The sequence below is a fragment of the Actinomyces sp. 432 genome (assembly GCF_009930875.1).
Classification (GTDB): domain Bacteria; phylum Actinomycetota; class Actinomycetes; order Actinomycetales; family Actinomycetaceae; genus Actinomyces.
Genome location: NZ_CP025249.1, coordinates 1,640,190 through 1,665,843, shown reverse-complemented (window position 1 = coordinate 1,665,843; position 25,654 = coordinate 1,640,190). Strand labels below are relative to the sequence as shown.

Genomic DNA, 25,654 nt, shown 5'->3' with positions numbered 1-25,654 from the left:
TGGCGCAGCGGACGCACGTCTTCTGCCTCACCCCGTCGCTGTTCGCAAGTATTCGAGGAGATTCCAATTGCGCCGTGCCGCAACTATCCTGCCCACACTCGCACTTACCGCCTGCCTGGCCCTGGCGGGCTGCTCCGACTCGCCCGGGGACGCCAGCGCCTCTGCGTCGGCCGAGGCCACCATCACCCCGCTGAGCGCCGTCGACTGCTCCACGCTGACAATCGACGACGACGCGGCATCACTGCCCAACCTTGACGGTGAGGGCGGCGCCGAGCCCACCGTCACCTGGGGCGAGGGAGAAGCGCCGAGGAACCTGACCGTTAAGACCCTGGCGGAAGGCGACGGCGCCGAGGTGACCGAGGAGTCGATCGTCGTCGCCGACTACGCCGGCTGGGAGTGGGGCGCCACTGAAGTCTTCGACTCCTCCTACGCGCGGGGGGAGGCAACGCCCTTCAACCTGCAAGGAGTAATTCCCGGGTGGACTTGCGGCCTGGCCGGACGCCACGTCGGTGATCACCTGGAGCTGGCGATTCCGCCCGAACTGGCTTACGGCCAGCCGGCGGCAACGCCGAACTTGCCGTCAGGGCCCCTGGTATTCGTCGTGGAGATCAAGCATGCGGTGGCTACCTCTGAGGTTGCGGGAACAGCAGAGTCCGCCGCGACGGCGTCGAAGGACGCGGCCGCGGACGCCCAAGTGGAGCAGTCGCTAGCGGATCGCGGCGTCACAGTCTCGGGTGACCTCGGTGCTGCGGCCACCATTTCGGTGGCCGACGGCGCTGCGGCACCTACCGAGCAGGAGACTTTCGTCCTGGCCCGTGGTACCGGGGAGCCGGTCGCCGACGGTGACTACGTACTGCTGCACGTCGCCGCGGTCAATTGGGATGACCCGGAGCTGCACCAGTCATCCTGGGAGAACGGTGCCGCGCAGGACATGGTCATCTCTGCGAATTCGCCCTTCGGCTCTCTGATCGATGTACCGGTCGGCTCTCGCGTGGTGATCCTCATGCCCGGTGAGGAGTCCCAGGAGACGGTGGCTGCTGCCTTCGTCATGGACATCGCGGCGATTCTCTAGACGCTCTGCAAGCGCTCCAGGAGCGTAGTGGCCCTCCCGCACCGGATGCCGGTGGGGAGGGCCACTTGCCGGGAGGACCACTCGCCTCGGGCGGCGCGCGGCGCCGCACGTTCGCGGCTGCGGCATCAGCGCACGATCAGGCCCTCGGCGTGGGCAACGGCATTCGCCAGACGCTGCGAGACGTCTTCCCAGTTGACGATCTGCCAGATGGCGGCCAGGTAGTCGGCCTTGACGTTGAGGTAGTCCAGGTAGAAGGCGTGCTCCCACATGTCGATCTGGAACAGCGGGATCGTGCCCACGGGCACGTTGCCCTGCTGGTCGAACAGCTGGAAGGTCACCAGCTTGCCGGACAGGGAGTCGTAAGCCAGCACCGCCCAGCCGGATCCCTGAATACCCAGCGCGGCTGCGTTCAGCTGCTGCTTGAGGGCGGCGAAGGAACCGAAGGAGTCCTTGATGGCCTCCGCCAGCTCGCCCTCGGGCTCGCCGCCTCCGTTGGGGGAGAGGTTCTTCCAGAAGATGGAGTGGTTCAGGTGCCCGCCGAGGTTGAAGGCGAGGTTCTTCTCCCACAGGTTGATGGCGGCGAAGTCGCCGTCGGCGCGGGCGGCGGCGAGCTGCTCCAGGGCCGCGTTCGCTCCGGTCACGTAGGCGGCGTGGTGGCGGTCATGGTGCAGCTCCATGATGCGCCCGGAGATGTGCGGCTCCAACGCGGCGTAGTCATAGGGCAGCTCGGGGAGCGTGTACTTCGGGACGACGAGGTCGGTCGTTGCAGTCATGCGGTCTTTTCCTGCGGATGTTGCGTAGTTTCACGTGGCACGCCAGGCAACAGACTCATGAGTGAGACTGAAGTCCTAGACAAGATTCATCGTAGACGGCGATTGGTTCGTGGAGAAGGGTGGGACGTGTCCCAGTTGCGCTATTACACTGAGCGCTAAAGCCCCGTCGTCCACTGGAGGACCGCATGACCGACCAGGCAGAAGCCGCACCCCTCGACCTCCTCGTCTTCTCCGATGACGTCACTGTGCGTCGGCAGGTGATCGACGGCGTCGGCCGTCGGCCCGCCAAGGGGCTGCCGCTCGTGTCCTGGACCGAAGCGGCAACCGCCGAGGGCGTTCGCCTGGCCATCAAGGACCGCCAGAAGGCGGGGCAGGCCCCCTTCGCCGCCCTGGTGCTCGATGCCGAGACGAAGAAGCTCGGTGGCATGGGGCTGGCGCATGAGCTGTTCACCGAGCTTGACCAGCGGCCTCCGGTGGTGCTGCTGACTGCCCGTCCGCAGGACGACTGGCTGTCTGCCTGGGCCAAGGCTGAGGTTGTGGTGCCGCGCCCCCTGGACCCGCTTAGCCTGCAGGAAGGTGTCGCTAAGGCTCTGCGCGCCCGCCGCGGCTCCGTCGCTCCCGCCGGCTGACCCGGCTGTCGCTGCCGCGCCGTGGGCGCGCTGCCGGCCGACGTCGTGCCTCAGCACTCGGCGTCAATAACGCGCCTGTGCCGCGCGGCGGCGCCAACCGGCCAGGCCAGCGCCGCGACTGCACCGTTTGCGGAGTCCTGGTTCGCGGCGTCGACGGCGGGGTTCCCGACCTCCACCAGGCGCGCACCGGAATCCAGCACCCAGTCGGCCAGCAGCGCCGTCTCCTCCACGCTCGTATCCGCCCCCACCCGTGCGGGCCGGTCCACCACCTGGGCGGCGGCGCGCAGCGTGGCGATGGTGGGGCGCGGGTCCGCGCCCGGGGCCGTGACTGCCGAGCCCGCCAGGCGCCCCCAGCGCACATCCACCAGCTCCCAGCCGCCGCGGTCGCGTCGTCGGGCCGCCATCAGATGCGGACAAGCCAGTAGTGGGCGTACCTTCTCCGCCCGGCACGCTCCCAACAGCAGCGCCCGCAGCCGCCGCGTCCACAGTCCCGCCTCCTCGTAGCGCTCCTCGTCCGACAGCTCCGCTATCCGCGCCAGCAGCGGGCCGGCCACCAGGTCGACCTCGCCGGAAAGGGCCTGCAGCGCCGTGTCGGCGTCGGCCGGGGTGTCCGCGCGGCGCACCGCGCGGACACTGTGTCCGTCCCAGACCTCCAGGCGCAGCACGGATTCGGCGGCCCGCTGCGCCTCCAAACCCGCCTTTCGGGACGGGAACGGGCCAATGGCGTGGCCCGCCTCCGACAGCGGCAGCGCGGCAGTCAGCGCCAGATGTGGGTTCGGGGAGTCGACCAGGTGCAGCCAGGGCCGGCGCTGCGGGGCCCGGGAGCGGCGGTTGACCGGCGGATCCAGCTCGGCAATGAGCCGCAGCTCCCGCACACGCGCCTCGATCTCGGTGGGTGTCTCGATCGCCCGCACCGCCACGGCCGTGTCCAGCATGCGTGCCACCTTGGTGCGCTTCTCCGCGGCCGTGAAGTAAGAGCGCACCCGGCGGCGGAGGTTCACGGCGCTGCCCACGTAAAGCACCTGGCCGGCGGGGGAGAGGAACTGGTAGACCCCAGGAGCGGCGGGCAGGCCGTCGGCCAGGCGGCTCTTGACCCGTCGGGATGCGGGTACGGGATCAGTCGCGGTGGCCAGGTCCTCTAGATGGGTGATGCCCTGCGGCGCCAGCGCCTCCAGGCAGGCGTGCAGCACATCCACGGTCGCACGTGCATCGTCCAGGGCGCGATGCGTGGGAGACGTCGGTGAGCCTACGAAGGCGGCGAGCGTGCCCAGCTTGTGGTTGGTTACTTGGGAGCGGTCCCAGGCCCGGCGGGCTAGCGCCAGGGTGTCCAGTATCAGTGGTTCCTGCCAGTCCAGGCCGAGGGTGCGGGCGGCCCCACGCAGGTGGCCGAGGTCGAAGCGGGCATTGTGCGCCACCGCCACCGTCGCACGGTCGCCTAGGCGCGCCCACTGCAGGAAGGCGGCCACCGCCTGGGCTACTGGAGGCGCATCCGCCACCATGGCGTTGGTAATACCGGTCAGGACGGTGATCTGGGCGGGAATGGCGGCGCCCGGATTTACGAGCGTGGAGAATTCCGAATCGACCGCGCCGCCGCGAACCCTTACAGCGCCGATCTCGGTGATGGCGTGCGCGCCCGGCCCGCCCCCGGTGGTCTCCAGATCGACGACTACGAAGGTGACATCGCGCAGCGCGGTGCCCATATCCGCGAAAGACGCCTGTACCGGGCGGGTTTCATCCTCCGCCCGCCAGACGCCCGGAAGCCGTACGGCGCCTGTGGCGTGGGACGGTTGGGGCGAGAGCGCATCGAAGGGCACAGCGCGAGGCTAGACTTTGTGAGCAGCCGATCCAGCCGCGGACACGCCCGGCGGGCGTAACCCGGACGGCCCGGCGACTTCCCGCCCGCCGCAGCACAGGAGGTCCCACATGGGGTACCGAGGTATCAAGGCCGCCGTCGGCCCGGCCATGGAGATGCTGTACCAGCCGTGGATCCGCGGTGAGGAGAACATCCCCGCCGAGGGCCCCGCCATCCTGGCCTCCAACCACCTGGCGGTTATCGATTCCTTCTTCCTGCCGCTGCTGATGGACCGCGAGGTCGCCTTCATCGGCAAGTCCGACTACTTCACCGGCAAGGGCATCAAGGGCTGGGCCGTGAAGAACTTCATGACCGCCGTCGGCACCATTCCCGTGGACCGCTCCGGGGGCAAAGCGTCCATGGCGGCCCTGCAGGCCGGGATCGACCGACTGCGCTCGGGCGAGCTGTTCGGCATCTACCCCGAGGGCACCCGCAGCCCTGATGGGCGCCTGTACCGGGGCAAGACCGGGGTGGCGCGCGTCGCCCTGGCCACCGGGGCGCCGGTGATCCCCGTGGCCATGATCGGCTCCAACCTGGCTCAGCCGATCGGCCAGGTGGTTCCCTCCACCCGGCACCGCGTGGGCATCGTCGTTGGCGAGCCGCTGGACTTCTCCCGCTACCAGGGCCTGGAGAACGACCGCTTCGTGCTGCGCTCCATCACCGACGAGATCATGTACGCACTGATGTCCCTGTCCGGCCAGGAATACGTGGACCTGTACGCCGCGGACGTAAAGAAGGCGATGGACGCGGAGAAGAAGACGGCCGCGGAGGTCGTAGACGAGATGCTTGAAGAGCTGGCCGCCAAGCGGCCGGCCGCCGCGCCCGTCGAGGCCCCCGGCGGCCGCCCCGCTCCCGACGTCGAGGTCCCCGAGCCGCCGGCGGAGCCGGATGAAGCGGAAGAAGAGGAAGAGGTGGAGGACATCGAGGGGGCGCCTGAGGGTGACGAGGGCGTAGCGCCGGATGCCGAGTCGCGTTCCGACGACCACTGACAGTCTGACAGTCCGGGGACCGAAATGTCCGAGATCGGCACGAACGGAGCTGGCGCGCCGGTCTGCGTTTTCAGGAACGTTGGAATCATGCGGTTTCTTCGGGTGGTTCTTGGTCGCCCGACGCCGTTCATGCCGAATCCGGACAGTTTCACCCGGGCATGACCGCGAACCTGCTTGGCAACCGGGCGAGTATCGTGGCGGCGGGCCCCAGGACCAGGCCGCCCGCGTAAGCCAGGTTGTAGAGGGAGTAGGCGCCGCCGATAGTCGGCGGTGTGGCTATGGCTCCCTGAACGCCTATTAGTGCACCTGCCGGTACGACCAGGAGGGCAATTGCGACACCCAGACACATGAGTCCGGCGATGATTACCGGGTAGTTCGGGCCGATTCCCACCAGAACCAGGCCCACAGCCGCGGCGGCGGCACCGAAGAGAATCAGCGCAACTACTGGCCGACATCCTGGTGTTCGCAACACGTCCATCGCGGTGGCGGGATCGTCGTCGGGCGGCGGGGTCGGACGGACGAAGGCGACTCGCAGCCCGCCGTCGATCGCCAGAAGCACGATCGCACAGAGGAAGGGTGCCGAATGCCCTCCGAACCTAGCCAACCAGCCCGCCAGGGGAGGTCCCGCCAACACGCCAACCGAAACCATGCTCATCGCCAGTCCGAGATAGGTCCCGCGTTGCCGCAGAGGTACGGTCCCGGCGATCAGGGACAGTCCGGCCACCCAGCTCAATCCGGCGGCGGCTCCCTGGAGCGTGCGGGCCGTTAGAAGCAACCAGTAGGGACCACCGATGGTGAACAGCAGACACGCGCACGCCAGGCCCACCACAGCAACTAGCAGCGGTCCGCGGGGCCGTGCCTGTCCACGACTCGACCAGCGAGTGGAGTGACTATCACCAGTGCGGCGGCATAGGCGGCGAAGAGCAGACCGGTTGCCGAGGCGCCGGCCTCGGCCACGGCGGGAAGCAGAGGGAGCACCGGGATGAGAATCCCGTAGACGAGCATGTCGGTGAACAGGGCGACGCAGGCCACTGTTACGGCCACGTGCGGATTGGTGGCGGCTTCGGTGGACGATGGATGCATGCCCACTCCTTCTTCGGTGTCATTCTTCGGTGTCAGGGCGATTCGACGGTGATCAGGCCCGCGACGAGGGCACGCGCCGTCGCCTCGCAGCACCCTGATGCGGGGAGGTCCTCCGGCGTGAGCGCCGCGGTAAGCGTGGCGCCGTACAGGAATGACGCGATGTTGAAACGGGCGATGTCGAGCGGAGCGCGCAGCCGCTCCTCGCACTCGGTCAGGACCCCGATGAGCAGCGCCGACCACTGCGCGAGGGCCGCCGTCTTCTGCTCCAGTCCGGACTTGACCGCCGGTGCCTGCGGCGCTACGAGAACGGTGACGACGGCGAGTTCGCGGAAGGCTGTGTCCCCGCGAAGCCTGCGCAGGTAGTCCGCCAGGAATGCCGTTAGCCGCACCTCTGGTGCCGTGGAGGCGTCGAGCGCCGCGAGAAGTGCCTCACCCTGGCTGTGCCATTGCTCGGAGAGGGCGGCGTCCAGCAACTCCCGCTTGCCGGTGAAGTGGTGGTAGACGGCGCCTCGAGTTACGTCGGCGCCGCGGGCCACCTCCACCAGCGAGCAGGCCTCCCAACCGTCCTTCGCGAAGCGGTGCAAGGCGGAGCGGATGATGGCTTGGCGGGTCTCGGCGGCCTCGGCGGCGGTGCGACGCATGCTTACAGACAAGCCTGTATGTATAACTTCGTCAAGCGTCCATGCGGCGCATGAGTCGTGTACGCCTACAATTGTTGCCATGTCGGTCGACGCTGTCATGCCGTTGCGCGATGTGAAGAACCACCTTTCCGAGGTCGTCGGCCAGGTGGAGCGGGAGCACAGCCGCGTAACGATCACCCGGCACGGGCGCCCCGCGGCAGTCGTCATCTCTGCAGATGACCTGGAGTCACTCGAGGAGACGCTCGGCATCCTCAGCCGCCCCGCGCTAATCGAGCGGATCCGTGCAGGAGTGGATGATTTGGGTGCTCAGCGGGTGGAGGTGCTCAGCAAGGACGAGTTGCTCGACTCCCCGAAGGGGTGAGTCCGTGCCCTACGCGATCGCACTTGCGGCACGTGCTAAGCGCGACCTGCGCTCGCATCCGGAGAAGGTCGTCACCGCAGTCGTCGAGTTTCTTTACGGACCATTGCGAGACAATCCGTATCGCGTCGGAAAGCCTTTGCGCTTTGAGCTGGCCGGGCTCCACAGTGCCCGACGGGGCGACTACCGCATCATCTACAGAATTGATGATGACGCACGCCGGGTTGTGGTGGTTACCGTTGACCATCGCAGCGACGGCTACCGTTGACGGGGCGACGACGGCGCGTCGGTGTCGCCCCCCCCGTGTGCATCGGCCTTCGAGTCCCGCGTAGCGCGCAGAATGTCCAAGATCGGCACGAACGGGGCTGACGCGCCGGTCTGTGTTTTCAGGAACGTTGGAAACATGCGGTATCTTTGGGTAGTTCTTGGTCGGTCGACGCCGTTCATGCCGAATCCGGACAGTAGTACACCGAGCCCAATTACAGTCCGAGCGCGGTTAGCAGACCGGGGATGCGGACTTCGAGTGCACGGAACATCAGGTCGTCGTTGACCTTGTCGTAGTGGTGCGCGACCAGGTTGCGCATGCGCATGATCCCGACCCAGTCGACGTCGGGGAACTGTTCCTTGTACTCCCGGGGTAGTTTCTCGACGACGGTGGCAACCTTGATTAGCACCCGTTCACCGGCATTACGCAGCAGCGCTCCTTCCATCGAGTCTGCTGCGTATGCGTCGAAGCCGTGGCTGACGATGAAGGCGGCCTCGTCTCCGAAACGTCTCAGATCCGCGAGTCGTCGTTCTGTTCGGTCCGCGGACGGTGATGTAGTGCTCATATCCGTACCGGTTCTAGGGAAGTCCCGGACATCGCGACTGAGCCGCTGCTGGCCGAGATCACGTCGACGGGCACCGTCAGTAGATCCGACAGCTCTTCCTCAAGCTCCAACAGGTCGAGGATGTCCGCGTGTTCAGGGAAACGGACTATCAGATCGATGTCAGAGTCCTGGCGATCCGTGCCGCTGGCAACGGAGCCGAAGACTCCGATGACTTGGCATCCATGTGCAGCGGCCAACTCGATGACGTCCTGGCGTGCAGCGTGCAGGAGATCTGAAGGACGCACCTGCAATGCCTGTGTCAGCCGCTGCAGCGTGCTCCGGGATGCGCGACGCGCGCCGGACTCAATGGCTGCAATGAGTGGTTGGCTGACACCGGTGCGATCCGCGAGTTCACGTTGGCTCAGCCCCGCCGCGTGCCGACGGAAACGGATCCACTCACGTTCGGTGCGCTGTGTCACCCACCCATGATAACGCATGTGTGATCGCCGAGTGTGTCCGCCATGCTGCAGCCCGGCCTGCATCGATGCCTCTCGGCGCGTCACTGGTGCCGGTCTCAGTGCGCGACGAGTGCCGGTCTCGGCGAGGGGTGAGGTTGGGGTGAGGCATCTGGCCGCACAGCGGCGGCGTCCCGGTAGTATGGCCGCGATAAGCCCCACCACCGACGAAAGGTTTCCGATGTCGATCCGTCGCGTCGCCCTCCTCACCGCGGGCGGCTTCGCCCCCTGTCTGTCCGCCGCCGTCGGCGACCTCATCGAGCGCTACACCGAGGTCGCCCCCGACGTCGAGATCATCGCCTACCAGTACGGATACCACGGCCTGCTCACCGGTAACTACGTCGTCATCGACGACGAGGGCCGCAAGAACGCCGGCGTGCTGCGCCAGTACGGCGGCTCCCCGATCGGCAACTCCCGCGTGAAGCTCACCAACGCCAAGAACCTCGTCGAGCGCGGCCTGGTCAAGGAGGGCGTGGACCCGCTCGCCTTCGCCGCCGAGCGGCTGCGTGAGGACGGCGTCGACGTGCTGCACACCATTGGCGGCGACGACACCAACACCACCGCCGCGGACCTGGCCGCATACCTGCACGAGCACGACTACGACCTCACCGTCGTCGGCCTGCCCAAGACCATCGACAATGACGTCGTCCCGATCCGCCAGTCGCTGGGCGCCTGGACCGCGGCCGAGCAGGGCGCCGGCTTCGCCCTCAACGTGATCGGCGAGCACCGCTCCAACCCGCGCATGCTGATCGTGCACGAGTGCATGGGCCGCAACTGCGGCTACCTCACCGCCGAGACGGCCCGCCGCTACCACGAGCTGCTCAAGGACCGTCAGTGGGCGCCCTCCCTGGGACTGACCCAGGAGCGCTGGGACGTGCACGCCGTGTTCGTGCCGGAGGCCAAGCTGGACATTGCCGCCGAGGCCGAGCGCCTCAAGGCCATCATGGACGAGCAGGGCAACGTGAACATCTTCCTGTCCGAGGGCGCCGGCGTTCCCGAGATCATCGCGGAGATGGAGGCCAGGGGCGAGGAGGTCCAGCGCGACCCCTTCGGCCACGTCAAGCTCGACACCATTAACCCCGGCCAGTGGTTCGCCCGCCAGTTCGCCGAGAAGATCGGTGCCGAGAAGGTAATGGTGCAGAAGTCCGGCTACTACTCGCGCGCCTCCGCCGCCAACGAGGAGGACCTGGCCCTGATCAAGCAGATGTGTGACCTTGCCGTCGACTGCGCCCTGCGGGGCGAGCCCGGCGTCATCGGCCAGGACGAGGAGAACGGCGACCAGCTCGGTGCCATCGCCTTCGACCGCATCGCCGGCGGCAAGCCCTTCGACATCACGCAGCAGTGGTTCGTGGACCTGATGGCCGAGCTCGGCCAGGCGCTCGAGCCCGCCGCCCCCGCCGACGGCGAGGCGTGAGCCGCCGCCCCCGCCGCCAGGCGTGGGCTACCTATGGACGGGCCGGTCGGACACGGATCGCCGTGGCCGACCGGCCCGGTCCCACCTCCAACCAGCCGGTCGAACCGTTTTGAACCGGCACTTTCGCGCCGTCACGGAGCGGGCCCGGGCGGGACCGAGGACGTGCCTTATATCCCACCTTGTGGCGAGACGCCCAGCCAGACGCGGCGCTCGCCTATGCTGGCGCCATGATGAACGAGCTCCAGGTTCCCGGCGAGGCAGCCGGCTGGCGTCAGCACCACGCCGCCCAGCAGCCCCATTACCCGGACCCGCAGGCGCTCGCCGACGCTGCGGCGGACCTGCGCACCCGGCCCCCGCTGGTATTCGCCGGTGAGGTGGACTCGCTGCGCGAGAAGATGGTATCGGCATCGCAGGGCCGGGCATTCGTGCTCATGGGGGGAGACTGCGCCGAGTCATTCCATGACAACACCGCCATCAACATCCGCCTGAAGCTGCAGACCATCCTGCAAATGGCCGCGGTGCTCACCTACGGAGCCTCCACCCCGGTGGTCAAGATCGGGCGCATGGCGGGCCAGTACGCCAAGCCGCGCAGCTCGGACACCGAGACCCGTAACGGCGTCACTCTGCCCTCCTACCGCGGTGACTCGGTCAATGACCACGCCTTTACCGCCGAGGCCCGCATCCCCAACCCGCAGCGGATGGTTGACGCCTACCTGCGCGCCGGCACCACCCTGAACCTAATTCGCTCCTTCACCATGGGAGGCTACGCGGACCTGCGGGAGGTCCACTCCTGGAACCGGGGTTTCACCGCGAATCCCGCCTACAAGCGCTTTGAGTCCTTCGCCGGGGAGATCGACCGGGCGATGCGCTTCATGGAGGCCGCCGGCGTGGACTTCGAGGCCTTGCGCCAGGTCGACTTCTACGCCGCCCACGAGGCCCTCCTGCTGGAGTACGAGGACGCCATGACGCGTGAGGACTCCCGCAGCGGACGCCTTTACGACACCTCCGCCCACTTCCTGTGGGTGGGGGAGCGCACCCGTGGCGCCGACGACGCCCATGTGGCCCTGCTGGCGGGCGTGCACAACCCGGTGGGTGTGAAAATCGGCCCGACGACCACCCGCGAGGAGCTGCTGTCCCTGATCGACCACCTCAACCCTGAAGGCGACCCCGGTCGGCTCAGCCTGATCACGCGCATGGGTGCTGACCGCATCCGGGATGTACTGCCGGAGCTGGTGGAGATCGTCCGCGCCGATGGCCGACCGGTCACCTGGATCACCGACCCCATGCACGGCAACACCATCACCTCGGAAAACGGCTACAAGACCCGTCGCTTCGACACGATCATGGATGAGGTCCGTGGCTTCTTCGAGGTGCACCGGGCCCTGGGTACCGTGCCCGCGGGCATTCACGTGGAGCTCACCGGGGACGATGTCACCGAGGTCCTCGGCGGTGGGGAGCACATCGACGAGGCCGGGCTGGCGCGCCGTTACGAGACCCTCGTGGATCCGCGGCTGAACCACCAGCAGTCACTGGAGATGGCCTTCGAGGTTGCGGAGATGCTGCGCGGCTGACGCCAACCGCTAAAACGACGGCGCTCAGGGGCGGCAGGCCCGTGGGCGCCGTCGCCCGGTTGTGCCAGGCGGTCGCCTCGGTTGTGCCAGGCGGGGGCTCAGAGCCGCCGCTCCGGCTCAGCGCCGATCAGACCACGTTCAAGGTTACTTTCGAGCCCTTCCGCACGCTTTCACCCGCAGCCGGATCGGTGGAGTGCGCCGTGCCGAACAGGCCACCCAGGACCCGGGACACCTCCACCTCCAGGCCGACTTCCTGGAGCGCCGCCGTGGCCTCCTGCTCGCTCATGCCGGCGACGTCCGGCACGTTCACCATCTCCGGGCCCTTGGATACCGTCACGTCCACCGCGTCACCGTGGTAGTAGCCCTCCGCGCCGGATGCAGGGCTGGAGGAAATGACCAGCCCTGAGGCGACGTCGTCGGAGAACGCCTCCGACTGCGTACCGAGCGTGAGCCCGGCCGCTTGCAGCGTAGTGGTGGCGTCGTCAACGCTCATGCCGGTGACATCCGGGACGACGGCGGGCTGGCGTCCCAGCGACACCACGATCGCGACCGCCGAGGAGTGGTTCACGGTTGTGCCCGCAACCGGTTCGGAGGAGATGACCATGCCGGATGCGACCGAGTCTGAATAGGTCTTGGTGACGGCGCCGAGCGACAGCCCTGCGTCCGTGATCGCGGTGGTGGCGTCGTCCTGGCTGGAACCGACGACGTCGGGAACGGTCTTCTGCTCAATGCCACGGGAAATCACCGGGGTGACTGCCTCTCCGGGGTGCATGCGGGTCGCGGCCTCGGGGGAGGAGGAGATCACCGAGTCCGCGGGCACTGTGTCGGAATAGGCGCGAGTGGGGGCGCCCCAGACCAGTCCCGCCGACTCGACTAGCGCCTGCGCCTCAGCAGCGGTCATCCCGGCGATCTGCGGCACCGGGACCGTACGCCCCGGACCGGCACCGAAGTACCAGGCGCCTGCGCCTCCGGCGGTCAGCAGCACCAACCCGGCGGCAACCAGTGCGCGCCGACGCGGGCGGCGTGCGGAATGCCGGGCTACCCTCGCGGTCTCCTCCTGCGACCCGGCCCGCACCGCCTGGCGGCGGTCCAGCGCACGGGTGGTGCCGTCGCGGGACTCGGAGTCCTCGTCCGGGGCTATGGAGCCGATGGGCAGGGACACCGTGCGCAGGCCGGCGCCCGGGGTGGCCGCGTCCGCGGGGACCTGGGCGTCGTCAGGCTCGCTCGCGTCGCCGTCGGCCGCCAGCATCGCGGTGTGGGCGGCCTCGGCATTGGCCGCCAGCACCTCCTGGGTACGCACCGAACCGGTGGCCCCACCGCGTTTGACCGCCAGCTCCGCGTCGGACAGGGCGGAGACGACCTGCCGCAGTCGGCTCAGTGCCGCGTCGGCGTCGGCCAGCCGCTCCTCTGGCGCCCGGCGGGTCATCTGTGCTACCAGGGCGTCAACGCTCTGCGCCAGGTCGGGCAGGCGCTCCGACGGCGCGGGCACGTCCTCATGAACGTTGCGGAAGGCGATCTGGATGGGAGTCTCCGCAGTGAAGGGCTGGGCGCCGGTGAGTAGCTCGTACAGGATCACGCCCACGGAGAAGACGTCTGCGCAAGGGGCTGAGGAACCGGTGGTAATCAGCTCCGGCGCGAGGTAGGCGACCGTGCCCAGGACGTTCCCGGTGGTGGTCTGGGTGACCTCCGTGACGGCGCGAGCAAGGCCGAAGTCGGCGACCTTGGCTACCGACCCGTCGGCGGGCAGCAGCACGTTCTCCGGCTTGACGTCCCGGTGCACCAAGCCGGCGCGGTGAGCGGCCCCCAGGGGCCGGAGCACCTGGGCCGTCAGCCCGAGCGCCTCCCTTACAGTCAGGGGACCTGCCGCGATGAGGTCACGCAGATTGGGGCCCTCCACGAGCTCCATCACCAGGTAGGCGACGCCGTCTAGGCTGCCCTGGTCGTATACCGCCACCACCCCGGGGTTGGACAGTCGGGCTGCCGCTCTGGCCTCGCGCCGGAACCGGGCCACGAAGTCGGGGGAGTCGGCCAGGTGCGGGTGCATGAGCTTCAGCGCTACCAGACGATCCAGGCGGCGGTCCTGCGCCCGGTAGACGGTGGCCATGCCCCCACGGGCCACCCGGTCGACGATCTCATAACGAGCGTCGACCAGACGGCCGATGAGAGGATCCTTGCTCACGGGGCCGAGTGTACGGGCCTCACGGGCACCCGGTGCATTACGCCGCTCGGCGGTACGTGCTCAATAAGACACTGGAACCGCTTGGGACGCGGATTGGGCGCTAGCTGCGGCGGGAGGTCAGAACCTCCGCCAGGGCGGTCAGTGACTGCCGCGCGACGTCATTCAGTGTGGCGGGCGAAGCCGCCAGGGCGCCCAGGCCGGCGGCGGTGTGGCTCGCGATCTCCTCCTCGTGCGCCGTCAGGGCGCCGCAGTCACGGATAACCTCAGTGGCCGCTGCGATGTCCTCATCCGCGGCGGCATGGCCCCGTGACAGCACCCGGGTCAGCAGGGCGCGGTCGGCGTCACTGCACCGCTGCCAGGTCAGGGCCAGCAGTACTGTGCGCTTGCCCTCGCGCAGGTCATCGCCCGCCGGCTTACCGGTGAGGGACGGATCGCCGAAGACGCCGAGGACGTCGTCACGCAGTTGGAAGGCGATTCCGATCTCCTCCCCGAACACCTCCAGCACCCTGAACAGCTCACTGTGCGGATCCACGCCGGCCAGCAGCGCCCCGACTAGCAGCGGGTACATCACTGAATAGCGCGCGGACTTGTGCCGCACAACCGCGAGCGCGGCCCGGTGCATGGCGGCACCCGCCTGCACCGGTTGCGCGGTGGGGGCAGGCAGGGGAAGTACCTCGTGGTGCACGTCCAGGAACTGGCCCACGGCGACTTCCGTGGTCATGGCGTCGAAGGCGTCCCGGCCGGCTCTGCCGGCGCAGGGGCCACAGGCGGCGGCCGCCGCTCCCATTTCTGACGCGGCGGCCGACATGAGCAGGTCGCCCAGGAGGATCGCGGCGCTCACGCCATAGTTTTCCGCCGCGCCGCGCCAACCGTTCTCAAGGTGGCGGGCCGCAAACCGGCGGTGTGCGGAGGGCAGACCACGGCGGGTGTCTGCGGCGTCGATCACATCGTCGTGAACAAGTGCGCTGGCCTGATAGAGCTCCAGCGCGGCGCCCAAATAGGCGGCGGTAGAGCCGGTGAGCACGTCCTCACGCCTGGGTGGCTCGGGGCGGCTCTCGTCGCGATTGCCGCTACGGCACCCGCCCCGGCCGCGGTCGCCGGAAGCGGCGCCGTCCTGAGTCAGCAGCGCCAGGCCCACGGCGCCCAGGACCGCACGCATGCGCTTGCCGCCGGACACCGCGGTGGCGGCGGCGTCGAATAGGTCGTCCGCGGCACCGGAAGGATCGTGCCACCGGGCGCGCAGCTCGCCCAGAACGTGCTCGAGGCGCGCATCGACGGCGCTGCGTACCAGTGGCAGCAATGCATCAACGTCGGTCATGCCCCCAGGCTAGATGATTGAGTCCGGCCCGCGGGGAACGGTGCTGCGCTTGTGGCGGGCACGGGAGCCGGGCGTGTGGTGCGCGGGCCGTGCGCGAGTGCCGCTCGGCGGGCTGCCGGGTGCCTCTGGCGGCAAGCCGGAGACGTGCCGCGGGAATAAGACGCGCCGTCTGCATCGTTGTCCCTTCTGCCGGTGGCGGATGCCGAGTCCTGTCCGAGCCTCCCGCGGTGCGGCGCGCACGCCTGCGGAACCGTTTGGATTCCTCGCGTAGACTTCCGCAGGGCTCTGTGCGCCCCTCCGGCTCAACCGTCCGCCCGTGAAAGGAAATCCGTGGCTACTTCCACAGTTGCTCCTACTCCCACAACCAGGCGGGAGCGCGTCGAACTCGCTGACGACGTCGACGAGGTCCTTGACGGCAACCAGGACGTCGACCTCGACGAGGAAGACGACCTGGACGCAGAGGACGACCTCGACGCCGAGGATGACGACGAGGCCGACTACGACGAGGACGACTACGCCGACGCGGATGACGTACAGGACGTAGATGAGGACGACGTCGACACTCAGGGGGACGACGCCGCCCCCGCCCCCGAGCTGCGCGACTACTACCTGGATGTCTCGCTGGAGGAGAACGGCGACGGGACCAAGCGGCGCCCCTTCAACACACCTGCAGCCCTGAAGGACGTACAGCTGGCCCCCGGCGCCACGCTGTTCGTGCGCAGCCGCACCGTGGTTGAGGGGCTGGAGATCTCCGGCGACGGCACCCTGGAGGAGCCGATCACCCTGGCCCCCTACGGGCATGGGCCCGTGCCGCGTTTCATTGTCCCCGGCGAGGAGGAGCCCGTTGTCGCACGTGAGTTCCTGACCAAGAACGGGTACATCTTCCGCGGCTGGGTCATCAAGGGCATCAAGATGAGCCCCTCAATCGCGGCACTGACCGGTGAGCTGGAGCGCATGCGCCGTGAAGAGGCCGAGAAGGCGGCGGGCAAGAAGACCAAGAAGTCCAAGGGCGAGAAGAGCAAGGACGGCTCCTTCACGGTATCGGACTCAGACGAGGGCGACGAGCCCGCACAGAAGGTCGTCACCGCCGGCGCCACTGCGGACCCGGTCAAGGACTACCTCAAGCAGATCGGCAAGGTCGCCCTCCTCAATGCCGCGCAGGAGGTTGAGCTGGCCAAGCGCATCGAGGCCGGCCTGTACGCCGAGCACCTGCTGGCCACCGAGGGCAACGACCTGGACGCCAAGTACCGCCGTGAGCTGCACTGGGTGGCTCAGGACGGCCAGCGCGCCAAGAACCACCTGCTGGAGGCGAACCTGCGCCTGGTGGTCTCCCTGGCCAAGCGCTACACCGGCCGCGGCATGCTCTTCCTGGACCTCATCCAGGAGGGCAACCTCGGTCTGATCCGCGCGGTGGAGAAGTTCGACTACACCAAGGGCTACAAGTTCTCCACCTACGCCACCTGGTGGATCCGCCAGGCCATCACCCGCGCCATGGCGGACCAGGCGCGCACCATCCGCATCCCCGTCCACATGGTCGAGGTCATCAACAAGCTTGCCCGTGTGCAGCGGCAGATGCTGCAGGACCTGGGCCGCGAGCCCACCCCGGAGGAGCTGGCCGTCGAGCTGGACATGACGCCGGAGAAGGTCGTAGAGGTGCAGAAGTACGGGCGCGAGCCCATCTCCCTGCACACTCCGCTCGGCGAGGACGGAGACAGCGAGTTCGGTGACCTGATCGAGGACTCCGAGGCGGTCGTACCGGCCGATGCCGTCAGCTTCACCCTGCTGCAGGAGCAGCTGCACGCCGTCCTGGACACTCTGTCCGAGCGGGAGGCGGGCGTGGTGTCCATGCGCTTCGGCCTGACCGACGGCCAGCCCAAGACCCTGGACGAGATCGGCAAGGTCTACGGGGTGACTCGCGAGCGGATCCGCCAGATAGAGTCCAAGACCATGAGCAAGCTGCGCCACCCCAGCCGCTCCCAGGTGCTGCGCGACTACCTGGACGACTGAGCCGCGGGCCAGCTGCTCAGCGCACCGCCCGGCCGCCCCGGAACCGCCCGGTTCCGGGGCGGCCGCCTGCTTGCTATCGTTATGCCTACGACACGGGGTGCCGCAAGGCTGAGAGAAACCCGTTGAACCTGTCCAGATAATGCTGACGAAGGGATGTCGCATGCCGCAGCACGCGTCCGCAAGTGCTTATTCGAGTGACTGCCCCGCCGAGCCCTCGGTCCTGAGGGCGCCCGCGCCGCCCGCCGGTACCGCGGAAGTGCTGGAGTCCCTGCGCGCCGCCGGCCCACTGGTTGCCTGCATCACCAACTCCGTGGTCACGAATTTCACCGCCAATGTCCTACTGGCCACCGGGGCCGCTCCCGCGATGGTCGACGTCACCGGGGAGGCCGGGCCCTTCGCCGCCGTCGCCTCCGCGCTGCTGATCAACTTGGGAACGCCTCAGCCCGAGCAGCGCGCCGCGGCCCTGGAGGCCGCCGCTGCCGCGCGTGCGGCAGGCGTGCCGTGGGTGCTGGACCCCGTGGCGGTAGGCACGCTGGTACACCGCACCGAGCTCGCCCACCGGCTGCTGGAGGAGGAGCCGACCGTCATCCGCGGCAATGCCTCGGAGATCATGGCCCTTGCCGGCTCCGGCGCGGGAGGCAGGGGCGTGGAGACCGCCGATGATGTTGCCGCCGCCCTAGGAGCCGCGCGGGCGCTCTCGGCCCGCACCGGTGCGGTGGTCGCCGTGTCCGGCCCCGTGGATGCCATCGTTGATGACGGACGCCTGGCCCGGGTGGGTGGCGGCTCCGCCCTGCTCACCCGCGTGACCGGCGGCGGCTGCGCCCTGGGGGCGCTGGCGGCCGGCTTCCTTGCGGCCGGGCGCGCCATCGGCACCGACGCCTTCGCCGCAACCGTTGCCTGCCACGCCGTATACAGCGCGGCCGCCGAGATCGCTGCCGAGACTGCTGCGGGTCCGGGCTCCTTCCAGGTCGCCCTGCTCGACTCTCTGTACTGCTTGGATGCCGACGACCTCGCCAGGATCCCCGTCTCATGAGGCCCGCACCGGACCTGCGGGTCTACCTGGTCACCGACGCCGACCAGTGCCGCTCCCGCGGCCGCACGGTCACCGACACCGTCCGTGCCGCCGTGGCGGGCGGTGTCACCTGCGTGCAGGTGCGCGCCAAGCACGCCGACGGCGCCGGCTTCCTCGCCCAGGTCCTCGGCGTCGCTCACGCCGTCGGTAGGCAGGTGCCGGTGATCGTCAACGACCGCGTAGACGTGTTCCTGGCGGCCCGCGGTCTGGGGCGCCGGTGGCAGGCGTGCACGTGGGGCAGCGGGACCTGCCTGCGACCGTGGTGCGTGAGCTCATCGGTGAAGCCGCCTACCTGGGCCTGTCCGCAGCCACCCCGGAGGAACTCTCCGCGGCGGAATCGGAGGGCGCCTGCGACCACGTTGGCATAGGGGCGGTACGGGCCACCGCCACCAAGACGGACGCGCCCGCAGGCATCGGCACGGGTGGCGTCATCCGCCTGGCCGCGTCCGCTGGCCTGCCGTGCGTCGCCATCGGCGGAGTCACCAGCGCGGACCTTCCCGTTCTGCGCGCAGGGGGACTGGCCGGGGCCGCCGTCGTCTCCGCCATCTGCCTGGCGGATGATCCGCGGGAGGCCGCGCAGCAACTGCGCGGGGCCTGGGAGAGCGGACAATGACCAGCACAATCCCCAGGGTGCTGACCGTCGCCGGCTCCGATCCCTCCGGCGGCGCCGGCGTCCAGGCGGACCTGAAGACCATGGGGGCGCTCGGCGCCTACGGGATGAGCGTGGTCACCGCACTGACCGCTCAGTCCACGCGCGGGGTAACCGGGGTGCATGCCGTACCCGTGGACTTCGTGCGCCTGCAACTGGACACCCTGCTGGCGGACATCGCCCCCGACGCCACCAAGATCGGCATGCTCGCCACCGCCGAGCTGGCCGACGCGGTGGGGGAGTACCTCCCCGGTCTGCCCGGAACCGTCCTGGACCCGGTGATGGTGGCAACCTCCGGGGACCGCCTGCTCGACGCCGACGCCCTGGCGGCGCTGCGCCGCCTGTGCATGCGGGCGGATCTGATCACGCCGAACCTGCCGGAGGCGGCCGCGCTGCTGGGATGCGAGCCCGCCACGAGCCCCGACGAGATGCGCCGCCAGGCCGAGGCGCTGCTCGCCCGCGGGGCTCGCCGGGTGCTGCTCAAGGGCGGCCACCTGGCGGGAGGGGCAGCCGACGTGTATGCCGACACCGACAGCACGGTGCTGCTGCCGGGTCGCCGCGTGCGCACCCGCAACACCCACGGGACGGGCTGCACGCTGTCGTCCGCCGTCGCCGCCCTGCGTCCGCAGCGTGACAGCTGGATCGCGGCGGTACGAGACGCCAAGGCCTACCTGACCGGCGCCCTAGCGCACGCCGACCTGCTCGGTGTCGGCCACGGGCACGGCCCGGTGCACCACTACTACGCCCTCTGGCCGACTCAGCCAGAGGGCGTAGGCAGAAAGTTGAAGGATCCGACGGGCGAGCCGCCCGCCTAGTCGGTCAGTCGGACTCGTTTGAGCGGGTGAGGCGGTCGGACTCGTCCTGGATGAACAGGGCCTGGCGCTCCAGGGCGTCACGGTGGGCGTGGCCGTGGTGGGCGCAGAACAGCAGCTCGCCGGAGGCGAGGACCACGCGCAGGTAGGCCTGCGCGCCGCAGACGTCACAGCGGTCGGCGGTGGTGAGCGGACGCGTCTCGGTCGCCGCGGCCTGGCCGGTGGCCTGTTCGGGCACGGCCGTCGGATCGGCGACCGTGGTGGAGATAGGAGTTGCGGTGCTCATGGCTCGATTTCACCACCGCTGGGCGCCCGCGCCAACGCTGAAGGGCCGTTTTCCGCCCCGGGCGCACCCCCTGCGCCCACGGCGAACGCAGGGAATCACGGGAATCAGGGGTGGCGTCGACGCGTCGGCGCCGGGCGAAGACCACATCCCGGCGGCGGCGCGGGGCGCCGAAGCCGCCCCGGCAATCGGCTAGATTCGGGCCGTGCCAGATTCTTCCCAGTCCTACTCCGCCCGCCACCTCTCCGTGCTGGAGGGGCTTGAGGCGGTGCGCAAGCGCCCTGGCATGTACATCGGCTCCACCGACCAGCGGGGCCTGATGCACTGCGTGTGGGAGATCATCGACAACGGCGTGGACGAGGCCCTGGAGGGCTACGGGGACCGCATTGACGTGTTGGTCCACGCCGACGGGTCCATTGAGGTGCGCGACACCGGTCGGGGTGTGCCCGTGGACGTGGAGCCCTCCTCCGGGCTGACCGGCGTCGAGCTGGTCTACACCAAGCTGCACGCCGGCGGGAAGTTCGGCGGCGGCTCCTACGGCTCCGCCGGCGGCCTGCACGGGGTGGGCGCCAGCGTGGTCAACGCCCTGTCAGCCCGCATGGACGTGGAGGTGGACCGCGGCGGTAAGACTTACGCCATGAGCTTCAGGCGCGGCGTTCCCGGCGTCTTCACAGATCCCACCACGGGCCCCAACCCAGATGCGCCCTTCGAGGAGTACACCGAGGCCACGCAGCTGCGCGTGGTCGGCAAGGTGCGCCGGGGCGTAACCGGCACCCGGGTGCGCTACTGGGCCGACCCCGAGATCTTCCCCGCACCCGCCCAGTACGACATCACCGCCCTGCGCGCCCGGCTGCGGCAGACCAGCTTCCTGGTGCCCGGGCTCACGCTGACCCTCACCGATGAGCGCGACCCGGAGGCCGTCGCCGCCGCGGCCAGCGGTCCTGCGGCCGGCGACCCGGCGCTGAGCGCCAAGGCCGCCCACGCCTCAGCGGGTGCGGGCGACCTGTTCACCTCCGGCGCCGCGGACCAGGAGGGCGCCGAGGTCTTCCACGCCGAGGGCGGAACTGCGGACTTCGTCGACTTCCTGGCTACCGACGGCTCCGTTACCGATACCTTCCGCCTTACCGGCGAGGGGACCTACACCGAGACCGTGCAGCAGCTCGACCAGCGCACCGGACACCTGCGCCCCACCGAGGTTGAGCGCACCTGCACCGTGGACGTGGCCCTGCGCTGGGGCATCGGCTACGACACCACCGAGCGCTCCTTCGTCAACATTATTGCCACCCCCATGGGCGGCACCCACCTGACCGGCTTTGAGCAGGCCGTCACCAAGGTGCTGCGCAAGCAGATCGACGCCAACTCCCGCGCCCTGAAGGTCACCAGCCGCGACGGGCGCATCGAGAAGGACGACATCCTGGCGGGGCTGACCGCCGTCATCACCGTGCGCGTGCCCGAGCCCCAGTTCGAGGGACAGACCAAGGAGGTGCTCGGCACCGCCCCGGTGCGCCAGATCGTCGCCAAGGTGGTGGAGAAGGAGCTCACCGCCCTGCTGACCTCCTCCAAGCGCGACCTGAAGACCCAGTCGCGCGCCCTGCAGGAGAAGATCGTCGGGGAGATGCGCGCACGCGTGTCCGCCCGCATGCACAAGGAGATCACCCGCCGCAAGACCGCCCTGGAGACCTCCACGCTGCCCGCCAAGCTGGCCGACTGCCGCTCCGACGACGTCGCCTCCTCCGAGCTGTTCATCGTCGAGGGCGACTCCGCCCTGGGCACCGCCAAGAACGCTCGCAACAGCGAGTTCCAGGCGCTGCTGCCGATCCGCGGCAAGATCCTCAACGTGCAGAAGGCGTCCCAGGCGGACATGCTGCGCAACGCCGAGTGCTCCGCCATCATCCAGGTGGTCGGCGCTGGTTCCGGACGCACTTTCGACCTGGAGGCCGCCCGCTACGGCAAGGTCATCCTGATGACCGACGCCGACGTCGACGGCGCCCACATCCGCACCTTGCTGCTGACCCTGTTCTTCCGCTACATGCGCCCCATGATCGAGGCTGGCCGCGTCTTCGCCGCCGTGCCCCCGCTGCACCGGATCGAGGTATCCGCCCAGGGACGACGCAAGAAGGAAGTCATCTACACCTACTCCGACGAGGAGCTGGTCACCACCCTGCGCAAGCTGGAGAAGCAGGGGCGCAGCTTCAAGGAGCCCCAGCGTTACAAGGGCCTGGGGGAGATGGATGCCCACCAGCTGGCCGAGACGACGATGGAGCCGGAGCACCGCACCCTGCGGCGCATCACCCTGAGCGACGAGGCCGAGCTCGCCGAGGCGGAGAACGTGTTTGAGCTGCTCATGGGCTCCAGCGTGGAGCCGCGCCGCGACTTCATCATCGAGGGCGCCGCCGACATCGACCGCGAGCGCATCGACGCCTGAGGCTCCGGAGGCCCGCCGCCGGTGACGCCTCCGCGCCGACGGCACGCGGTGCGGGTGGGCTGCTCGGGTAACCTGGAGCGACCCGCTTCATCCAACATCTGATCCGTCCAGGCCCGAGGTCGGGCACCGTCCCGTCGAAGGAGACGCATATGACGCCGGTTTACGGTTCGACGCCCCGCACCGGTCCGGGTGGCCCCTGGGCCATGTTCCGTCCCGGTCCCCGGTCCGCCTTGCCCCGCATGCTCACCTGGTCGCCGCTTGGACCTCGCGATAATGCCGAGCTCGCCGATCTGGTCGCCCGCTCTGAGGCTGCCGACAACCCGCCCTACCGCACCACCGCGCAGGAGACCGCCGAGTACTTCGTAGACCCCACCTATTCCGGTGTGGCCGGGCGCGACGCCGATGGTGTGATGCGCGCATTCGGGCTGGTGCGGCTGCGTCCGGCGGGGGAGATCTACGCCTCCATGACCGGGACCGTAGACCCTGCCTGGCGTAGGCGCGGCATCGGAGTGGCGCTGCTGCACTGGCAGACCGAGCGGGCCCGGCACCTCATCGGTGCCGAACGGGCAGGTGAGCCGTCCGGATCGGCCGCCTCCGCGCCAGCGCACATCGTCACCACGGTCCTAGAGGACGATGAACGCATGAAGGATCACCTCTTGGAGCTGCGCTTCGAGCCGCGCCGCTGGTACCGGGAGGTCAGGCGCTCATTGGCCACCGCGATACCCACGGTTGAGCTGGATGGGTTCCTCGGTATCGAGCCGTGGTCGGAGGACCTGGATGATGCCGTGCGCCGAGCCCACAACCAGGCCTTCGCCGACTCCGGCGGCGGCAGCATGAGCCCGGAGGAGTGGCGGGCCGGGCGTGCCTATTTCGCCCCCCAGTGGAGCTTCGTGGCGCTGGACCGGTCCGGGGACCGTGCGCGCGTGGCCGGCTACGTGCTGTCCAGCCGCTATGAGCAGGACTGGGAGGCACTCGGCTGGCGGGAGGGTTACACGGACGTTATCGGCGTGCTCGCCGACTACCGTTCCAGGGACGTGGGCCCGGCGCTGCTGTGCGCGGCCATGCGCGCCTACGCGGCCGACGGCATGGAGTACGCTGCCGCGGGCTTCGAGTCAGACGATCCCAGCGGCGCCGTCGACCTGTTCCGCGACCTGGGTTACACCGCCACCCGGGGGACCATCCTCTACGGCTTGGACGTGTAGGCGCCGATTCCCGCGCGTTGGCTCCGCCCGCAGCACCGGGGTTGACATCGGCTGGATCGCATCGGGCTCCCGCCGGGTCCGATGCTCCCCTGCCGGAGGCGACGTCGTGGAGACGGCCTGCACCTGTTCGGACTCGGAGCCGGCACGATGAAGAGGAGATCGCTGACAGGTACTGATAATGCCTCGTTGCGAGGACGTCGGCTTCCTAGAGTCGTGTGCCATGACATTAGCCGCAACCCCAGCAGCACCGACCGACTGTCTCGGCAACAGCGACTCGATGGTCGACCATCAGCACTTGACCGGCGAACGCGCGCTGTACGCCTCTCGCGATCTGACCATCGTCCACTCCACATTCAGCGACGGTGAATCCCCGCTTAAGGAGAGCCGCGGTCTGCGTATCAGCGACAGCGTGTTCGAGTGGAAGTATCCGCTCTGGTACTGCCAGGACGTGTCGGTCACCGGCGGCGCTCTGCTGGAGACCGCCCGCTCCGGCATCTGGTACACGGACGACATCCGCATTGAAGGCACGCTGGTGGCCGCACCAAAGACCTTCCGCCGCGGCCGCGGTATCAGCCTGCAGCGGGTGGACCTGCCACATGCCGAAGAAACCCTGTGGAGCTGCCGGGAAGTGACGCTAGCGGAGGTGAATGCCACCGGCGACTACTTCGCCAAGGACGCCGTCGGGGTGACTGCCGAACGGCTGCGGCTCACCGGGAACTACGCCTTCGACGGGGCGCGGGACGTGACCGTACGGGACAGTGTGCTGCTGAGTAAGGACGCCTTCTGGAACTGTGAGAATGTGGTGGTGGAGAACTCGGTGATCGTGGGGGAGTACCTGGGCTGGAACTCTCGCAACGTCACCCTCGTCGACTGCACCGTTCAGAGTCTGCAGGGCCTGTGCTACATCGATGGACTCACCCTGCGGGGCTGCCGTCTGTTGGACACCACTCTCGCCTTTGAGTATTGCCGGGGCATTGACGCCGAGATAATCGGTCACCTCGACTCACTGACCAACCCCTACGACGGCGTAATCAGGGTCGGCTCCATCGGCGAGAAGATCTTCGACCCAGACCGAGTGAAACCCGCCGCGACCCGCATCGAAACCGGCTGGACGCCCCTGGTAGACGCATGAGCTCCTCCTCCAACTTCAACCTGGACGAGTGCACCGACCGGCGTGGCACCGGTTCACTAAAATGGGATAAGGCCGGGCCCGGTGAGCTGCCCATGTGGGTTGCGGACATGGACCTGCGCACCGCGCCCGTCGTGCGCCGGGCACTCGCCCGTGTTGCCCGCGAGGGCCTGCTGGGCTACACCGTCGTCACCGACGCCTACGAGCAGGCCGTAACCGACTGGTGGACACGCCGCCACGGCTGGCCGCTACAGCGTGACTGGTTGATCCCTACCACGGGGGTCGTCGCCGCGATCTCCTCGATCGTTCGCAGCGTGACCAATGTGTTCGAGAAGGTTGTGATTCAGCAGCCCGTCTACAACATCTTCACCAACAGCGTCCTGAACAACGGTCGGCGCTTGGTCACCAGCGACCTGCGGCAGGGAGAGAACGGGGAGTGGAGGATCAACTGGGCCGATCTGGAGGCCAAGCTTGCCGACCCGCTCGCCACCCTGATGATCCTGTGCAACCCACACAACCCCGTGGGGCGGGTGTGGACCCGGGAAGAACTTGCCCGCCTTGGCACACTTGCCGCCGAGCACCACGTACTCGTCGTGTCCGATGAGGTTCACTGCGACCTCACCCTGCCCGGGGTTGGTTACACGCCCTTCGCCGCTGCAGCGCCGGTGTGCGCCGAAGTGGGCATCACCTGCCTGTCGCCGTCAAAGGCCTTCAACACCGCCGGCGTCCACTCGGCGACGGTCGTCATCCCCGAGCCGCACCTGCGCTCCCGCGTGGAGCGCAGCCTGAATACCGACGAGGTCGCCGAGCCGGGAGCGTTCGCCGTGCCGGCGGTAGTCGCCGCCTACAGCGCAGAGGGGAGGCCTGGCTGA

25 protein-coding genes, 1 pseudogene and 1 riboswitch are annotated in these 25,654 nt (G+C 68.8%); of the genes and pseudogenes, 16 read left to right on the top strand and 10 right to left on the bottom strand.

Annotated elements, in window-relative coordinates; translation table 11 throughout:
* Positions 1–67: 67 nt before the first annotated feature.
* On the top strand, positions 68–1,072 hold the full coding sequence (locus CWT12_RS06950; RefSeq protein ID WP_161924238.1) for an FKBP-type peptidyl-prolyl cis-trans isomerase: 1,005 nt from the start codon (positions 68–70) through the stop codon (positions 1,070–1,072).
* A 125-nt stretch (positions 1,073–1,197) separates the two neighbouring features.
* Here the strand turns inward: CWT12_RS06950 and CWT12_RS06945 are convergent, their stop codons facing one another.
* On the bottom strand, positions 1,198–1,845 hold the full coding sequence (locus CWT12_RS06945) for a superoxide dismutase (protein ID WP_161924237.1): 648 nt from the start codon (positions 1,843–1,845) through the stop codon (positions 1,198–1,200).
* Between the two features lie 185 nt (positions 1,846–2,030).
* Here CWT12_RS06945 and CWT12_RS06940 point away from each other — a divergent pair, with 185 nt between their 5' ends.
* Positions 2,031–2,474: a hypothetical protein gene (locus CWT12_RS06940; protein ID WP_161924236.1), complete on the top strand. Its 444-nt coding sequence runs from the start codon at positions 2,031–2,033 to the stop codon at positions 2,472–2,474.
* 50 nt (positions 2,475–2,524) lie between these two features.
* On the opposite strand, the gene CWT12_RS06935 is transcribed toward CWT12_RS06940, so the two are convergent.
* A complete protein-coding gene (locus CWT12_RS06935) occupies positions 2,525–4,174 on the bottom strand; it encodes a DEDD exonuclease domain-containing protein (protein ID WP_161925347.1) in 1,650 nt (549 codons plus the stop codon).
* Positions 4,175–4,397: 223 nt separating this feature from the next.
* Here CWT12_RS06935 and CWT12_RS06930 point away from each other — a divergent pair, with 223 nt between their 5' ends.
* Positions 4,398–5,315, top strand: a complete 918-nt coding sequence (locus CWT12_RS06930) for a lysophospholipid acyltransferase family protein (protein ID WP_161924235.1) — start codon at positions 4,398–4,400, stop codon at positions 5,313–5,315.
* 148 nt (positions 5,316–5,463) lie between these two features.
* On the opposite strand, the gene CWT12_RS06925 is transcribed toward CWT12_RS06930, so the two are convergent.
* Genes CWT12_RS06925 through CWT12_RS06920 form a run of 3 tightly spaced genes read right to left on the bottom strand, consistent with a single transcriptional unit; the run spans position 5,464 to position 7,039 of the window.
* Entirely contained in the window at positions 5,464–6,141 is a 678-nt protein-coding gene (locus CWT12_RS06925; RefSeq protein WP_237564070.1) for an MFS transporter, read from the bottom strand.
* An 8-nt stretch (positions 6,142–6,149) separates the two neighbouring features.
* Positions 6,150–6,398 (bottom strand): hypothetical protein, encoded by a 249-nt coding sequence (locus CWT12_RS13925; RefSeq protein ID WP_237564069.1) that lies wholly within the window; start codon positions 6,396–6,398, stop codon positions 6,150–6,152.
* Positions 6,399–6,430: 32 nt separating this feature from the next.
* The gene (locus CWT12_RS06920) at positions 6,431–7,039 is read right to left on the bottom strand and encodes a TetR/AcrR family transcriptional regulator (protein ID WP_161924234.1); all 609 of its coding nucleotides are present in this window, start codon (positions 7,037–7,039) and stop codon (positions 6,431–6,433) included.
* 79 nt (positions 7,040–7,118) lie between these two features.
* On the opposite strand from CWT12_RS06920, the gene CWT12_RS06915 reads away from it, so the two are divergent.
* Together CWT12_RS06915 and CWT12_RS06910 are read left to right on the top strand one after the other, a co-directional pair.
* The gene (locus CWT12_RS06915; RefSeq protein WP_202616162.1) at positions 7,119–7,400 is read left to right on the top strand and encodes a type II toxin-antitoxin system Phd/YefM family antitoxin; all 282 of its coding nucleotides are present in this window, start codon (positions 7,119–7,121) and stop codon (positions 7,398–7,400) included.
* A gap of 4 nt (positions 7,401–7,404) precedes the next feature.
* Positions 7,405–7,665 carry a type II toxin-antitoxin system RelE family toxin gene (locus CWT12_RS06910; protein ID WP_237564068.1) on the top strand — a complete coding sequence of 87 codons (261 nt, stop codon included), beginning with the start codon at positions 7,405–7,407 and terminating at the stop codon, positions 7,663–7,665.
* Between the two features lie 211 nt (positions 7,666–7,876).
* Here CWT12_RS06910 and CWT12_RS06905 read toward each other — a convergent pair whose 3' ends face one another.
* Positions 7,877–8,227: a HepT-like ribonuclease domain-containing protein gene (locus tag CWT12_RS06905; RefSeq protein ID WP_161924232.1), complete on the bottom strand. Its 351-nt coding sequence runs from the start codon at positions 8,225–8,227 to the stop codon at positions 7,877–7,879.
* Positions 8,224–8,685 (bottom strand): helix-turn-helix domain-containing protein, encoded by a 462-nt coding sequence (locus CWT12_RS06900; protein WP_202616161.1) that lies wholly within the window; start codon positions 8,683–8,685, stop codon positions 8,224–8,226. The genes CWT12_RS06905 and CWT12_RS06900 overlap by 4 nt, the downstream gene beginning before the upstream one ends.
* 217 nt (positions 8,686–8,902) lie before the next feature.
* Here CWT12_RS06900 and CWT12_RS06895 point away from each other — a divergent pair, with 217 nt between their 5' ends.
* Both CWT12_RS06895 and CWT12_RS06890 read left to right on the top strand, forming a co-directional pair.
* Positions 8,903–10,135: a pyrophosphate--fructose-6-phosphate 1-phosphotransferase gene (locus CWT12_RS06895; RefSeq protein WP_161924230.1), complete on the top strand. Its 1,233-nt coding sequence runs from the start codon at positions 8,903–8,905 to the stop codon at positions 10,133–10,135.
* Positions 10,136–10,362: 227 nt separating this feature from the next.
* Positions 10,363–11,706 carry a class II 3-deoxy-7-phosphoheptulonate synthase gene (locus tag CWT12_RS06890; RefSeq protein ID WP_374939137.1) on the top strand — a complete coding sequence of 448 codons (1,344 nt, stop codon included), beginning with the start codon at positions 10,363–10,365 and terminating at the stop codon, positions 11,704–11,706.
* 127 nt (positions 11,707–11,833) lie between these two features.
* Here CWT12_RS06890 and pknB read toward each other — a convergent pair whose 3' ends face one another.
* Positions 11,834–13,885 carry a Stk1 family PASTA domain-containing Ser/Thr kinase gene (gene pknB, locus CWT12_RS06885; protein WP_161924229.1) on the bottom strand — a complete coding sequence of 684 codons (2,052 nt, stop codon included), beginning with the start codon at positions 13,883–13,885 and terminating at the stop codon, positions 11,834–11,836.
* Positions 13,886–13,985: 100 nt separating this feature from the next.
* Entirely contained in the window at positions 13,986–15,203 is a 1,218-nt protein-coding gene (locus tag CWT12_RS06880) for a polyprenyl synthetase family protein (RefSeq protein ID WP_161924228.1), read from the bottom strand.
* Positions 15,204–15,533: 330 nt separating this feature from the next.
* On the opposite strand from CWT12_RS06880, the gene CWT12_RS13920 reads away from it, so the two are divergent.
* The 5 genes and pseudogenes from CWT12_RS13920 to thiD all read left to right on the top strand — a co-directional run bounded on the left by CWT12_RS13920 (position 15,534) and on the right by thiD (position 19,746).
* Complete coding sequence (locus tag CWT12_RS13920) at positions 15,534–17,210, top strand: RNA polymerase sigma factor (RefSeq protein ID WP_161924227.1); 1,677 nt, start codon at positions 15,534–15,536, stop codon at positions 17,208–17,210.
* A gap of 83 nt (positions 17,211–17,293) precedes the next feature.
* A riboswitch (TPP riboswitch) is annotated at positions 17,294–17,381 on the top strand.
* Entirely contained in the window at positions 17,371–18,243 is an 873-nt protein-coding gene (gene thiM / locus CWT12_RS06870; RefSeq protein ID WP_161924226.1) for a hydroxyethylthiazole kinase, read from the top strand. (Overlaps the previous riboswitch by 11 nt.)
* A pseudogene (locus CWT12_RS14360) lies at positions 18,240–18,422 on the top strand (thiamine phosphate synthase); the annotation flags it as partial. The gene thiM and the pseudogene CWT12_RS14360, both read left to right, overlap by 4 nt.
* A gap of 92 nt (positions 18,423–18,514) precedes the next feature.
* Positions 18,515–18,895, top strand: coding sequence for a thiamine phosphate synthase (locus CWT12_RS14355; protein ID WP_272927744.1), 381 nt, complete (start codon positions 18,515–18,517; stop codon positions 18,893–18,895).
* Complete coding sequence (gene thiD, locus CWT12_RS06860) at positions 18,892–19,746, top strand: bifunctional hydroxymethylpyrimidine kinase/phosphomethylpyrimidine kinase (protein ID WP_161924225.1); 855 nt, start codon at positions 18,892–18,894, stop codon at positions 19,744–19,746. Before CWT12_RS14355 ends, thiD begins: the two co-directional genes overlap by 4 nt.
* Positions 19,747–19,750: 4 nt before the next feature.
* On the opposite strand, the gene CWT12_RS06855 is transcribed toward thiD, so the two are convergent.
* A complete protein-coding gene (locus CWT12_RS06855) occupies positions 19,751–20,029 on the bottom strand; it encodes a DUF7455 domain-containing protein (protein WP_161924224.1) in 279 nt (92 codons plus the stop codon).
* Between the two features lie 202 nt (positions 20,030–20,231).
* Here CWT12_RS06855 and CWT12_RS06850 point away from each other — a divergent pair, with 202 nt between their 5' ends.
* From CWT12_RS06850 to CWT12_RS06835, 4 genes are all read left to right on the top strand, one after another.
* The gene (locus CWT12_RS06850; RefSeq protein ID WP_161924223.1) at positions 20,232–22,451 is read left to right on the top strand and encodes a DNA gyrase/topoisomerase IV subunit B; all 2,220 of its coding nucleotides are present in this window, start codon (positions 20,232–20,234) and stop codon (positions 22,449–22,451) included.
* A 149-nt stretch (positions 22,452–22,600) separates the two neighbouring features.
* The gene (locus tag CWT12_RS06845) at positions 22,601–23,653 is read left to right on the top strand and encodes a GNAT family N-acetyltransferase (RefSeq protein ID WP_161924222.1); all 1,053 of its coding nucleotides are present in this window, start codon (positions 22,601–22,603) and stop codon (positions 23,651–23,653) included.
* Positions 23,654–23,831: 178 nt separating this feature from the next.
* The gene (locus CWT12_RS06840) at positions 23,832–24,785 is read left to right on the top strand and encodes a DUF3737 family protein (protein ID WP_337247882.1); all 954 of its coding nucleotides are present in this window, start codon (positions 23,832–23,834) and stop codon (positions 24,783–24,785) included.
* On the top strand, positions 24,782–25,654 hold the full coding sequence (locus tag CWT12_RS06835; protein WP_202616159.1) for a MalY/PatB family protein: 873 nt from the start codon (positions 24,782–24,784) through the stop codon (positions 25,652–25,654). The genes CWT12_RS06840 and CWT12_RS06835 overlap by 4 nt, the downstream gene beginning before the upstream one ends.